The organism is Bythopirellula goksoeyrii (assembly GCF_008065115.1).
Classification (GTDB): domain Bacteria; phylum Planctomycetota; class Planctomycetia; order Pirellulales; family Lacipirellulaceae; genus Bythopirellula; species Bythopirellula goksoeyrii.
This window is the reverse complement of record NZ_CP042913.1, coordinates 5,271,713-5,285,087: the sequence shown is the minus strand read 5'-3', so window position 1 is coordinate 5,285,087 and position 13,375 is coordinate 5,271,713. Positions and strand designations below refer to the sequence as shown.

Here is a 13,375-nt window from a genome sequence, read left to right as displayed (position 1 = left end):
TCGTAATCAATTTTTTCTATCATTCCTGTTCGGAGATTTTATCATGGGCCTATTTTATCGCTATGTATTAGTTATTATCCTCATTCCCAGCTGTTTGGGATTTAACGTCGCTTCTTGGGCGACTACGCTCCGCTCTTTCGACGGAACAAACAACAACTTGGCTCACCCCGAATGGGGATCAGTCGGATCAAATTTCGTGAGAGTTGCTCCGGTTGCTTATGTGGACCAAACTTCGGTTCCTGATATCGCTGGTCGACCGAATCCCCGCAGTGTGAGTGTGGCCCTTTTTCAGCAGACAGAGCCCCATCCAAACGCGCGGCGGCTCTCAGGCTATGTTTATGCCTTTGGTCAATTTCTGAGCCACGACATGCAATTGACGCAGACTGGGCAAGACGAATTCATTTCGTTTCGTATTCCCTCCAATGACGACATATTTTTCCCCAATCAGACGGTAGCTTTGACCAGATCAGTCTTCGATCCCTTAACGGGCACCGGACCAGACAATCCTCAGCAGCAGGTGAATTTCTCAACTTCGTTCATTGATGCTTCCGTAGTTTATGGAGCCGACGAGGCAAGTGCGTCGGTTCTTCGAGGCGGACCAGTGAATCCCGGGGCCAGACTGAGGACCAGTAATGACATCAACGGAGATGGCCAGAATCTCTTGCCCCGCGATGCCTTCGGCCCGCGGCCCGACGCAGATTTCGTAGCAGGTGATAGTCGTGTTAATGACAACGTCGTGCTCTCCAGTCTACACACACTATTCATGCGTGAGCACAATCGATTAGTGGACGGCTTGGCCATTGAGCATCCCGACTGGTCCGAGGAGGATTTGTATCAGCGTGCTCGGAGGATGGTGGGTGCCCAGCTACAGGCAATCACTTACAACGAATTCCTACCCGCTTTACTTGGGCCTCTTGCGCCAAGCCCTCACGGGATCTACGACCCTAATATTGACCCTTCGATTATTAACGAATTCCCTGCCGTTTTTCTCCGCATTGGCCATTCAATGCTTACGGATTCATTTTTGCGGATTGAGAATGACGGGCAACCCGCCTCCGAGGGGCCAATTCCACTAGAAGATGCCTTCTTCAATCCCTCTGCTTTGGCTACTTCTCGTGAACTGGAGTTGTTTCTCAAAGGATTAACTTTCGAGATCCAGGAAGAAACTGATCTGGAGATGGTGTTTGGGATTCGGGCAGCACTATTAGGAGCAATCGATATCCAGCGGGCACGTGACCACGGCCTGCCGGACTACAACACATTTCGCGAGGCTTATCAACTTCCGCGTGTTACGTCGTTTACAGACATAACTCCCGATGTGGCTATTCAGCAAACATTAGAAGCCATCTATGGTAACGTCGATTCGATCGACCCGATCGTCGGGGCTCTTGCAGAAGCTCACCTATCAGATGCGAGTGTGGGACCACTCGTGGCAGCCGTCTATGCGGAACAATTTAGACGTCTAAGAGACGGAGACCGATTCTGGTATCAGAACGATCCGGATTTCACGCCCGAAGAATTGGACGTCTTGCAGCGGACCACATTGGCCGACATCATTCGCCGTAACACGGGCGTGCTGGAAATTCCCGACAACGTATTCTTCTCAGTAATCCCGGAGCCGACAACATTCCTCATATTGGCGGGAGTAGCTAGTGTCTTGCTATTCAAGGCTCGCACCGGCTTCACTGTCAGAAATCACCAACAGGTCAAGCAGGCTTTTTCAAAGACCGACTAGAATAGTTGATGGACTCCGCAAGGATTGGCTATAGGGGTGTCAAATCGTCAAACCGATGTGCTGCGGCCCCGTTTTAGTGCTTAGTAAGTTTTTCGAGGTACTTAATCAATTGGACGCTGATGCTTCGTCCATTTTACGCTAAGCGGAAAGCCGCAATACCTGGGCAGCAATCACTCGAACAATCGATCTTGCTCCGCATCGAGCGGCTCGGCATAGCTGCTGCGGAAGTCGGCTGGCGGGGTGACGCCCAGATGATGATAGCCGGCGGTGGTTAGTTTGCGGCCGCGGGGGGAACGGACTACCAATTCAGCTCGCAGGAGAAACGGCTCGACCTCGTCGGTGAGGGTGTCGGTGGCCGTGTTGAGGGTGTGGGCAACGGCTTCCACTCCGACCGGTCCACCGTGGAATACCCGCAAGATTGTTTCCAGATATTTGCGGTCTTGCACATCGAGACCCATCTGGTCGATGCCGAGCATCTTCAGGGCGGTCTTGGCAACGTCGAGGGTGATCTTGCCGTCGGCCCGGCTCGTGGCATAGTCGCGGACCCAGCGGAGTCGATTGTTGGCCACCCGGGGAGTGCCTCGACTGCATGAAGCAATCTTTTCAGCGGCCGCATCGTCGATCTCGATGCGAAGCTTGGCGGCGTTGCGACGGACGATCTCGGTCAATTCCTCGTCGCTGTAAAACTCTAAATGCTCCCGGACTTGGAAACGATCCCGCAAAGGTGCCGAGAGCAGGCCGCTACGTGTGGTTGCGCCGATGATCGTGAACGGCCGTAGTGACATATTCACCGTGCGTGCCGAGACTCCTTCCCCCAGCGTGATATCGACACGGAAATCTTCCATGGCTGGATACATGAATTCCTCAACCGATTTGGGGAGGCGATGAATCTCGTCGATGAACAGGATCGAACCTTCCTCGGCATTGGTCAGATAGGGCAACAAATCCTTTGGTGCCATCAGCGTGGCCCCACTAGCGATTTGTAGCGGAACATTCAGCGCCCGGGGAATGCAGGTGGCGAAGGTCGTTTTGCCCAATCCGGGCGGACCATCCAAGAGAACGTGGCCTAGTGGTTCACCGCGAATCAGCGCCGCGTCGACGGCAATCTTGAGACGCTCGTAGACTTCGCGCTGCCCGACCATGTCCTCCATCCGCTTCGGCCGTAGGGCGACATCCTCCTCGCGTTGCTCAGGATCAATGACAGGAGCGACAGTCGGGGGAGCAGTATCTTCGGCGGAGAGAATCGGTTCGCGGGCCATAGGATCTCAATCTGGAGTGTGAACACATGTATGCTATTAGTGCGCCAATATAACAAATCGTGTGATATCGATGAAACCGCGAATTCCAGCGAGCCGAGTCGTCCCCGACCCCCGACTATCGGTGGAGCAGCACTGGTTCAAAGGCAGAAGTACCGGGGTCGGGGACGACCCGGCTCGCCGTTTGGCTCGCGAAATGCGATAATCTCACCCATGACATGGCAGCATTATTTGCGTGTAAAATCTCGTGATCCCGCTTATCTCTGGCGGATGGTGATTGGAATCATCGCGGCCGGCGTGGTGCTTGGCTGGCTAGCTCATCAGTTGACTGGTGGGCTAGGGTTTAGCGGACCTGCACTTCGTGCCGGCCGCGACCGGCTCGAAGAACTGGCCAGTGGCGGCCAATGGTGGCAAGTTTGGTGGGAGATCCCGCAACGGATGTTTGTCGATTTCAGTCCCGGCGTGATCGCATTGGCCTTGTTGGCAGGTTGCTGCTGGCTCGTGTTTCTGTTGCAGGCGTTACGTTCGGACACTCTGCGCGATTGGCGGGTTTGGGGAGCTTTGGTTGCAATCGCTCTGGGGGGCTTGAGCGTTTGGCCGACGCGATTCTTTTCATTGTGGCAGGAATATCGCTGGCATCTCGAATTCAGCCCCGAAATGTTGCCGGGTCTGCGCTTCTTTGTGTTGGGTGTGGGACTCCGCGAGGAATTGGCCAAGCTACTCTGTCTACTTCCGCTGCTGGCACTGATAGTGCGGAAACGAGATGAGGCGGCAGCGCTCATCCTGTCGGGATGCGTCGGATTGGGATTCGCCATAAACGAGAACATGGGATACCTCACTTCGAGCCAGGGAAGTGATACGCTGGGCCGTTTCTTGACAGCCAATCCATTTCACATTGCTCTGACGGGATTAATTGGCTTGGCAGTTTATCGTGCCTGTCTGGATTTCCGCAATCAAGGTCCACAGGCCTTGGCCGTGTTTGGCGTGTTGGTGTTTGCCCATGGACTCTATGACGCGGTTATCGTGTTGCCTGATCTGGCCGAGTATGCCATGGGAGGACTGATTATTTTTGCTCTGGTGATGTACCAGTTCTTCCACGAGCTACGCAGCCTGCGACCTCAGGGTGGCGACACGATTAGCCTGACAGCGACATTTCTCGCAGGTGTCTCCCTACTGACTGCCGGGACCTTTATCTACATCAGCGCACTAGCAGGGACTGCCACTGCCGCCGACAACTTGATGACCGACGTCATAGGTCTGGGAGTGATGGTTTACCTTTTCCTGAGAGAAATGCCCGAGACGATGGTCAACGTGTGAGGTTTCAAAGGGAATTTTAAACGCAGAGATCGCTGAGGCGCAGAGAATTGCCTATTAGTGTTGTTTAGGGACCTCTGCGTCTCGGCGAGCTTTGCGTTTAACTTTCTTGCGCACCTTTGCCGGGACTATTTGGACGTTTCAGATGGCTCAATCCCAATAAGAAATTCGTTCACGACTTCGCAGAAATTGGCAGCCAAGGGGTCGTTATGTCGGCCGCCAGGGATCTCGACGAACTTCTTATGTTTGTTTGTCACCGCTTCGTAGAGTGGTCGGGCATATTCGATCGGGATTAACTCATCCGCTGTTCCGTGGAATTGAAGTACAGGTCCAGTAAAATGCTTCATCCGCTGCAGTGAACGAAAGGGATTCCTCATCAACCATCGCACGGGGATGAACGGATATTGGCTCGCTGCGATATCGTCCATGTTGGCAAAGGTGCTGTGCAAAATGAGCGCTTTGGCTCCGAGTTGCTCCGCGGCAGCCACGGCCACGCCGCCACCCAAGGAACGTCCGAACAAGATTACTTTGCTCGGATCGAGATGGGTCTGTTTGGCGAGCCATTTTTGAGCGGCTACGGAATCGCCGATGATTCCGTCTTCATCGGGCGTGCCTTCGCTGTGACCGTAGCCCCGATAGTCGAATACAAGAATCGAGGCATCTAAACAGTCACGTAAATAAGCACCTAAATCAACGTTTTGATCTGCATCTTCACCATTGCCATGAAAATAGACAATCGCTCGCTTCGAACCGCTCTTGGGAAAGTACCAACCGTGGAGATTGGTTTGATCCTCAGCTTGGAACCTTGCTTCTTCACCCCCTAATCGCTCGGCCTCCACATAAGCGTCCCGAGCGGGAGGCGGGATGTAAATGAGCCGGCTCTCCATCACCATGAGGAGGAGGCAAATACCGAGGTAGATGAGCAGCACAAGACGGAGAACTCGACCTCCCGTTCTTGCTATAGGATTTGGCTTCGGTGTACTCGTTTGTGAATTCGATGGATCCATTGTTCGCAATAGTGTTAGCCAAATGGTAGCCGGATTCGCAAGAATTCGAAAAGTTCCCAGCTTGTCATTCTTTCGCCTGAATTCTTGCAGCTACAGTTGGAGTCTTTCTCCATTCGGCTAAATTGTTCCCATTTTTCTAATGCTACCGGTACGCATTCCCCACCGGTTCGAGCGAGTCGATAAATTCTACCAGTGCTTCGTAGCAATAATCGGGAAGTGGACCGCTATGGTCCCCGTCGGGGACTTCGATAAAGCGTTTGTTCTTGCCGGGGGCTGCATCAAATAATTGCTTCCCCATCTCAAACGGCACGATGTGGTCGGCTGTGCCGTGGGTCTGCAGTAGTGGTCCATGATAATGTTGAATCCGCTCAAGAGAAGAAAAACGATTCTTCATAAGCCAGCGCACTGGCAACCAGGGATAGTTGTGTGCCGCCGCGTCGACCAGGGATGCAAATGTTCGATCGAGTGCCAAGCCTCGCACTTGGTATTCGGCTGCCAGCTCTACCGCGACGGCGCCTCCAAGCGATCGACCAATCAGCACAATATCAGAGGGTTTGAGTCCTGTTCTTTCAGCAAGCCACATGTGAGCCACACGGGCGTCCGCAACAACATTCGTTTCATGAGGTTGGCCCTCGCTGTGGCCATACCCACGATAGTCCCAGGCGAACACGGTGACTCCAATCCGTTCGCGCAGAACACGCAGCCGATTTGCGAGTTGGGCGACATATTCGCCGTTGCCGTGGCAATATAATACGACTGCCTTCGGCTCAGGGTGGGGCACGAACCACCCATGCAGTCGAGTGCCATCTTGTGCGTGGAAGTAGATGTCCTCAAACGGGAGATCGGGGACATCCCAGTCATCTTCATTCACCGGCGGGGCAGGAAACACGAGCAACCGTTCGAGAATGCTTAACATGGACCTGCAATTTAAATCGGGAACCGAGTGCTTTGTCAAATTAACTTTTTTGGGATCGCCATCTCTTTTACGCGTGCACATTGGCTTTGAGAACGAGATGGCGATCCCAAAATCCAACGTTGCCAAAGCACTAGGAAGAAATCGGTTGCATGTAGGCTATTGTAATCACGTTGGCAAAGGGACGTCGACAGCATCGTCCTGGGGCCAAATTCTAGCGATCTGGTAAGCTGTTACGTTGAAAACCACTGCAATGTTTCACAAGATACTTGAGAATTGCCCTCTGAAAAGCTTGGCGCAGGGCACTAACAATAGTTATTATAGGGGAAGCTGCCGTGAGCTCATCGAGGCCATAGTCTTCTCACCGGCGGAATCTCTTCATGCGGAGGGCGGATGATGCGAGTTCTTATAAGCGGATTGATTGGCGCCGCAGCCAGTGCGGCTGCTTGGTTTTACCTGGAACATGCCACGGGGCATGAGATGGGTTGGCTAGCGATCGCCGTTGGACTCATCACCGGTCTTTGCGTCAATGCGGCCGCTGGTCCATCAGCGCGCGAAAGTACAGGCCGAGCGGCCTTGGCAGCCATTCTGGCCTTGGCAGCCATCGTGGGTGGCCGTGTGGTTTACGCGAAAGTGATGCAAAACATCAGCCAAGTGAAGAACGTGGGAAACGTTGTAGCTCAAGTGGATGAGGTAGAAGCCGAAGACGATGCGGGCGACGAAGTTGCCGCCGTAGAAGTGGATGAAGAGCCATTGGAACTTCCTGCCGCAGGTACGGGCAAAGCGATTCGCCTTGAGAAACCCACTGTTGATACGGTTTCGGAAGTAGACTTCCTTTATATGGGCATCGCCGCCTTAGCAGCTTATATTACTGGAAAAGGTCGAAATCCGGTTGGTCCCGTGGATGCAGAAGCAACTGAGCCGCCTGTTGAACCGGATGGCGAACCATCATCCGTGTAATTTAAATTCGAGCATGCTTAGCTCTGACGTTGCTCGTAGACTGCGTGGAGCAGTTCTTCCACGTCTTTGTACTTCTTCTTGCGAGCAAGTGCATCGTCGAGCAGGGTCCGAGCATGCGATTCGCTGTGGCCCAACGCTCTGAGAACGTCGAAGGCTTCGCTTACGACGTCGCGAGGCACGTCGGCATCTGCAGGAACGTCTCGCCCAACCAATAGGGCAAACTTCGGCACCTTGCGACGCAGTTTCGCTATGATCCGCTCTGCTGTCGCAGGGCCCACTCCAGGCAACGTGCTGAGTCCCTTGGCGTCCTGATCTTCGATCAGTTGTGCTACGTCTTGCACCGGACGCACCATCGCGCGCAATGCCTTGCGCACTCCCACTCCATCGACTTGGCAGAACAGCTCAAAAAATTCGCGTTCGATGCCGCTCAAGAATCCAATCAAACGCGGCGTCATGCGGCCTTGCATGGGATTACCTTCCAGGTACTCAATCGTATGGAGGCTCGTTTCCTTGCCGATTCTTTCTTGCAGGTGTCGCCGAGCGAATTCCGGGACGAGTACCTCATATTCAAAGGCCCCCACTGCAAGAGTGAGCGTTTCGCCGGAGACGGTCAGTGGCTTACCGGTAATTTTTGTGATCATGGGGGCAACTAGTTTCCAGTTATGAGTTTCAAGTTGCGAGAATCGTGTAGCTGCGATCCTACGGATCGGCAGACTGATTGGCAACGCGTTGTCCGCGCCACACGCAATAGTGGCAGAATGCAATTGCCAGGGCATCGGCTACGTCGGCGGGTTCCGGGAGATTGGCCAGATTTAACTCATGCTGGATCGCAAGTTGCATCTGCGTCTTGGGTGCTCGACCATTGCCAGTGAGGGTTTTCTTAACCTGCGTGGCGGCATAGTCCTCGACTTCGATTCCGTGCTCCGCAGCGGCAAGACAAATCACCCCGCGGGCATGCCCCATCAGAATCGCCGTCGTGGGGCGATCGTAGTGTGCGTAAAGTTTCTCAAGGGCCAGGACTTCGGGCTTGAGCGAATCAATCGCTTCGGTAACACCGTCGTAGATTTCCTGAATTCTCTCCGAGAGCGTGCCAGAGGGTTTACTGCGAATGATGCCTGCTTCCACCAGGCGCAGTTTGCGGTCATTGATTTCCAGCACACCGTATCCAGTGGTGTTCAGTCCAGGGTCAATTCCAAGGATTCGCATAGTTGGTAAGTCTCAAGAGACCGGGCCGCTAAAGCGGCACGGCCGTCAAATATTTTCGACCCGGAATGAGTTACGCCTTCACCCACTCGGTCCCGCCCGCGCGGTCTTCCAGGGTAACCCCCAGAGCGGCAAGTCGATCGCGAATCGCATCAGAAGTCGCAAAGTCTTTGGATGCGCGTGCTGTTTGGCGTAGCTTGATTAGCAATTGCATCACTCCATCCAAGGTATCCGCACCTCCCCCTGACCACTCCGTGCCCCCGGCACGGTCCTCCAGCACAATGCCCAAGGGACCAACACAATCGCGAATCACATCAGCCGTGGCAAAATTTTTCTTCTCCCGAGACTCCGCCCGCAGGTCAATCACCAATTGCATCACATCACCCAACAAAGAGTCGCCACCAGCCGCTTGCGGCTTAGCGTCTGCATTGACAAACAGACCCAAGACATTCGTCAATTCCTTGAAAGTCGTGAGCGATTTTTCAAGCGTTGCAATTGCCTCGGCATCCTGCTGGCCGGAGTCTTCCAGTTTGGAATCGTCGCAGTGCTTGTTGATGACTTTGGCTAGTTCAAACAGCTCACCAATTGCTCCACCTGTGTTGAAATCATCGTCCATGGCCGCGATAAACTTTTTCCGACAGTTGGCAGCGGCTTCGAGGACGGAATTCCCGGCTGAAGTGTGCTCTTCATCGCGGATGGCAGGAGCGTGCAGATCGTAAAAGCTCTTGCCGGTGATTCGCTCATAGCGTTTGAACAAGCGATAAAAGCCATCGAGCCCGCTGCCCGCCTCTTCGATGGCGGGTTCGTTGAAGAGTACCGTGCTGCGGTAATGGGTACGCAGGAGGAAAAAGCGGATTCGCTCGCCTCCTTGTCGTTGGATGAGCTCGGCGAGACCACCGGCGCCTTTGGAACGGCTCATCTTACCTGAGACGGATTCATCGCCCGCTGAAGCGGGCTCGCCAGCGCGATCGCTTTTGCCACCTACTTTGCCTGCGGCACTGGAGGCACGCAACAGTCCGTTGTGGGCCCAATACGTGACCATCGGTTTGCTGTGGCAACATTCGCTCTGGGCGATTTCATTTTCGTGGTGAGGGAATACCAGGTCCAACCCACCGCCATGGATGTCGAAGGTCTCGCCGAGTAACTTGCGACTCATGGCAGAGCATTCGATATGCCAACCGGGCCGCCCCTGGCCCCACGGGCTCTCCCAGGAAGGTTCGCCTGGCTTGGCCGTCTTCCATAGGGCAAAGTCTGCTGGCCCCCGTTTGCGAACCGCCGTTCCGCCTCCTTCACCCTGCATCTGCTCTACATTGCGGTTGCTGAGCTTGCCGTAGCCTTGATCCTTGGAAACCTCGAAGTAAACATCTCCTTCAGACTCATAGGCAAACCCTTGCTCGACCAACGATTCGATGAGGGCAATAATTTCGTCCATGCAATCGGTTGCCCGAGGGAAGTGATCGATCGTATCGACACCTAAGGCGCTCAAATTAAAGTTGTAGTCGGCAATGTTCTCCTCTGCCACTTCGAGCATCGTGATCCCGCGCTCGTTGGCCTTCTTGATTAGTTTGTCATCGACATCAGTGATGTTTACGACCCAAGTCACCTCGTAGCCACAATATTGGAGATAACGCTTGATGCAGTCAAAGATGACAGGGCCGACCATGTGACCGATGTGAGCCTTGTCGTACACCGTGGGTCCACACAGGTAGATACTCACCTTGCCCGCTTCGACCGTGCGGAAAGGCTCTTTCTTCTTTGAGAGCGTGTTGTAAACATGCAGCGTGGGATGGGGCGCAGAAAGCTCGGGGGTCTGTAATTTCGATTCGGTCATGGTGCTCATAGATTTTCTTACCGGTTTGCTTCTAGCAACGCTACACAGCGCGCCTGAATAATTTCTTGGTTTCCGACAGGGCCTACTCCCTCGCCGGTCTTGGCCTTCAAATTAATCTGTTCGAGGTTGAGATCGAGGATCTCAGCCATGCGTTGCCGAATTGCCTGTTTATGCGGGGCTAGCTTCGGCTGTTGGGCTCCTACGACACAGTCGAGGTTGACCACATGGTAGCCCGATTGCTGGACATCCTCGTAGGCCAGTTTCAGGATTTGAGCAGAATCTCGGCCACGGTTTTCCTCCGCATGGTCGGGGAACATTTCGCCAATGTCGGCCAATCCTGCCGCCCCCAGCAAGGCATCGGTCACCGCATGCAGTAGGACATCGGCATCACTGTGTCCCACGGCATGCATATCGTGAGGGATTTCGATCCCCCCCAGTCGCAACGGCCCCCCAGATTCCAGCCGATGACTGTCCTCACCCAGCCCAATGCGCAAGTTCGAGGATGTGGCTGCTGCTGGCATCTTCCTAGCCGTCCCCAAAAGGGGAGGGTTTTGCTGGTGCGTACCATCCCCTTCCGGGGACGGCTATTAGTGGGGTGACTCCGCGCGGATTATACTGTGGCTCCAAGCTGCGAACAACGTGGATTGAACTTGTTGTCATCCCGAGGTACTCCGAGGGATCTGGCCAGATTTCTCGGAGTACCTCGAAATGACAGAAAATGGAAATCCTTGGCACCTTCAATTAAGCGTTTGATGCATCTGGATTGCGGGCTGCCAGATCGACAAAAACTTGCGTGGGGCCTTCAGCCACCCTAGCCAGTTTTAGGTCGATCCGCGCTCCATGTGACAAGGCTTGCACGATCTTTACTTCTGCTTGAGGTCCTTCATAGGGATCGGCCTCGATTGTGGGGCGATAACCTAGGGGAGGACAAAATCCGACATGTGCCGTCGCGTGTCGCTGTCCGGTTTCGAAATCAACCCGCAAGGTGGCATAAATCGCTTCCTGTCCATCAGACTCACGGACCCGGAAGAGCTGCTGAGTGCAGTTGCCAGGAACAGACTGAGTATCCGTAGGTACGGTTTCCCAACCCATCGCGTCCTGAAGTGCTATGGCCTGCGGAACCCTTCCGATCTGGTACTCAGGGTACCCCCCGTCAAAAAAATTCTGTCTCCATAACTGATCGCAGACCAAGAGTGGTATCCAGATCAACATCTCGCTGAGGCGATCACCAAGAAAGGAGCACCCCACCATCATAAGGAGTGGCACTAAAGAGGATCCCCACCCAACAAACTGGTCACTCCAAGAAAAGGAGTCAACATTTTCCAAATCAAGCGGATAAAGTTGCCGCCAAACAATCCGGCTAGACGCCGCAATTGCCACGGAAATTATTGCCGTCAAGAAAAGTGTGCTCCGCGGTAAGTCGGCTGAGAAAGCCCCTCCTAATCTTCGCACGGTCAACAAGAGTCCGATCGAGAGCATCAAACTGACCACAGCAATCACTGCGAGCGCTCGAGGGTCCCGATGAGACAATTCGTCGTTGTGCTGGCGCGTTGGCCAGACTTCGCTGGTAAGCGCAGACATGGTTGTAGATCAAGGTTGAGAGGAATTGGATGATTCCAAACCTAACCTGTTGTCTCCTCAGAGTCCAACACGAATTGATGGCTTCCTAGGAAGTTTGTCTTTGAAGATCAAATTGTCAGCTTACTTGGCGGCAACCGCGGTTTGCTTGGCAGCGGCCGACAGCTTGCTAGCCATGTCGGTTTTCTCCCAAGTGAACTCGGGTTCGCTCCGCCCAAAATGGCCCCCTGCAGCCGTCTTGCGGTAGATGGGACGCCGCAGATCGAGGTGCTTGATGATCCCTGAGGGATTGAGGGGGAACAATTCAACGACCAATTCACAGATCCGATCGTCGTCGATGACGCCCGTTCCTTCGGTATCCACATAAACACTCACGGGATCGGAAACCCCGATGGCATAGGCCAACTGCACCTCGCAGCGATCAGCCAAGCCAGCGGCCACGATGTTCTTGGCTACGTAGCGGGCCATGTAGGCTGCGCTGCGGTCCACCTTGGTGGGGTCCTTACCACTGAAGGCACCACCGCCGTGCCGTCCCCAGCCGCCGTAGGTATCGACAATAATCTTGCGACCTGTCAGACCACAATCACCATGGGGACCACCGACTACGAATCTGCCCGTGGGATTGATGTGGTAGATGATGTCATCGTCGACCAATTCCTGAGGAAGCTCAGGCTTGATGGTTTTATCGATGATGAACTTGCGAATCTCTTCGTTCTCCACGTCGGGGCCATGCTGAGTGGAGACCACGACCGTGTCGATCCGTAAGGGTGTATTACCCTCGTATTCGACCGTGACTTGGCTCTTGCTATCAGGGCGAAGCCAGTCGACCTCTTTGTTTTGGCGGGCCTTAGTTAAACGATTGAGAATCCGGTGCGACAATGCGATGGGCAGCGGCATCAACTCTGGCGTGTCGTTACAGGCGTAGCCAAACATAAGGCCCTGATCTCCCGCACCAACGTCTTTGCCCTTGGCAGAGTCGTCGTCCACACCCATGGCGATGTCGGGAGACTGCTCATGCAAGGCGACCATGACGGCACAGTGGTCGGCACTGATGCCCATGTCGGCTTCCGTGTAGCCAACTTCGCGGACCACTTGGCGAACAACCTCCTGCATATCGACGGTGGCCTTGGTCGTGACTTCACCAGCGATCACACAGAGACCCGTGGTGACCATCGTCTCGCAAGCGACCCGGCTCTGCGGGTCTTCAGCAAAGAGTGCGTCCAACACGCCATCGGAGATTTGGTCTGCCAGCTTGTCCGGATGACCCATGCTGACTGCTTCGCTAGTAAATAAATATTTGCCTGATGCCACGAGTGAACTCCTGAATTGTAATGCTACCCTTAGCCGCACTTGAATGCCGAATTATCGGTCGCGGACCCGAATCTGCTAGTATATTCACAGACTATGCTGGAGGGCAACTGCTGGCTTGTAGGGAAATGACCAATTCACAATGAGCAATGACCAATCGCTCATGTTCCCCGACTAGTTTGGTCATTGCTCATTGTGAAATTGGACTTTGAACAGGCCCTAGCCAACATCCCTCCAGGCCCGGATAATATCGGTTTTTTGGCGATGAAC

At 54.2% G+C, this 13,375-nt stretch carries 12 protein-coding genes; 3 read left to right on the top strand and 9 right to left on the bottom strand.

The window, feature by feature from the left end:
- Positions 1 to 43: 43 nt before the first annotated feature.
- Positions 44 to 1,735, top strand: a complete 1,692-nt coding sequence (locus tag Pr1d_RS20855; RefSeq protein ID WP_148075331.1) for a peroxidase family protein — start codon at positions 44 to 46, stop codon at positions 1,733 to 1,735.
- Positions 1,736 to 1,905: 170 nt separating this feature from the next.
- On the opposite strand, the gene ruvB is transcribed toward Pr1d_RS20855, so the two are convergent.
- Complete coding sequence (gene ruvB, locus Pr1d_RS20850) at positions 1,906 to 2,994, bottom strand: Holliday junction branch migration DNA helicase RuvB (protein ID WP_148075330.1); 1,089 nt, start codon at positions 2,992 to 2,994, stop codon at positions 1,906 to 1,908.
- A 210-nt stretch (positions 2,995 to 3,204) separates the two neighbouring features.
- On the opposite strand from ruvB, the gene Pr1d_RS20845 reads away from it, so the two are divergent.
- Positions 3,205 to 4,308: a PrsW family glutamic-type intramembrane protease gene (locus tag Pr1d_RS20845; protein WP_168205388.1), complete on the top strand. Its 1,104-nt coding sequence runs from the start codon at positions 3,205 to 3,207 to the stop codon at positions 4,306 to 4,308.
- A 125-nt stretch (positions 4,309 to 4,433) separates the two neighbouring features.
- Here Pr1d_RS20845 and Pr1d_RS20840 read toward each other — a convergent pair whose 3' ends face one another.
- Positions 4,434 to 5,312 carry an alpha/beta hydrolase gene (locus Pr1d_RS20840; protein ID WP_148075328.1) on the bottom strand — a complete coding sequence of 293 codons (879 nt, stop codon included), beginning with the start codon at positions 5,310 to 5,312 and terminating at the stop codon, positions 4,434 to 4,436.
- 142 nt (positions 5,313 to 5,454) lie between these two features.
- Positions 5,455 to 6,228: an alpha/beta hydrolase gene (locus Pr1d_RS20835; RefSeq protein ID WP_168205386.1), complete on the bottom strand. Its 774-nt coding sequence runs from the start codon at positions 6,226 to 6,228 to the stop codon at positions 5,455 to 5,457.
- A 390-nt stretch (positions 6,229 to 6,618) separates the two neighbouring features.
- On the opposite strand from Pr1d_RS20835, the gene Pr1d_RS20830 reads away from it, so the two are divergent.
- Positions 6,619 to 7,185, top strand: a complete 567-nt coding sequence (locus Pr1d_RS20830; RefSeq protein WP_148075326.1) for a hypothetical protein — start codon at positions 6,619 to 6,621, stop codon at positions 7,183 to 7,185.
- 17 nt (positions 7,186 to 7,202) lie between these two features.
- Here the strand turns inward: Pr1d_RS20830 and ruvA are convergent, their stop codons facing one another.
- From ruvA to metK, 6 genes are all read right to left on the bottom strand, one after another.
- Positions 7,203 to 7,826: a Holliday junction branch migration protein RuvA gene (gene ruvA / locus Pr1d_RS20825; RefSeq protein WP_148075325.1), complete on the bottom strand. Its 624-nt coding sequence runs from the start codon at positions 7,824 to 7,826 to the stop codon at positions 7,203 to 7,205.
- A 58-nt stretch (positions 7,827 to 7,884) separates the two neighbouring features.
- Complete coding sequence (ruvC, locus tag Pr1d_RS20820; protein ID WP_148075324.1) at positions 7,885 to 8,391, bottom strand: crossover junction endodeoxyribonuclease RuvC; 507 nt, start codon at positions 8,389 to 8,391, stop codon at positions 7,885 to 7,887.
- A gap of 70 nt (positions 8,392 to 8,461) precedes the next feature.
- Positions 8,462 to 10,228 carry a cysteine--tRNA ligase gene (cysS, locus tag Pr1d_RS20815; RefSeq protein WP_168205385.1) on the bottom strand — a complete coding sequence of 589 codons (1,767 nt, stop codon included), beginning with the start codon at positions 10,226 to 10,228 and terminating at the stop codon, positions 8,462 to 8,464.
- 8 nt (positions 10,229 to 10,236) lie between these two features.
- On the bottom strand, positions 10,237 to 10,740 hold the full coding sequence (gene ispF, locus Pr1d_RS20810; protein WP_148075323.1) for a 2-C-methyl-D-erythritol 2,4-cyclodiphosphate synthase: 504 nt from the start codon (positions 10,738 to 10,740) through the stop codon (positions 10,237 to 10,239).
- A gap of 220 nt (positions 10,741 to 10,960) precedes the next feature.
- Entirely contained in the window at positions 10,961 to 11,800 is an 840-nt protein-coding gene (locus Pr1d_RS20805; RefSeq protein ID WP_148075322.1) for a hypothetical protein, read from the bottom strand.
- A 120-nt stretch (positions 11,801 to 11,920) separates the two neighbouring features.
- On the bottom strand, positions 11,921 to 13,108 hold the full coding sequence (gene metK, locus Pr1d_RS20800; protein ID WP_148075321.1) for a methionine adenosyltransferase: 1,188 nt from the start codon (positions 13,106 to 13,108) through the stop codon (positions 11,921 to 11,923).
- Positions 13,109 to 13,375: the final 267 nt, after the last annotated feature.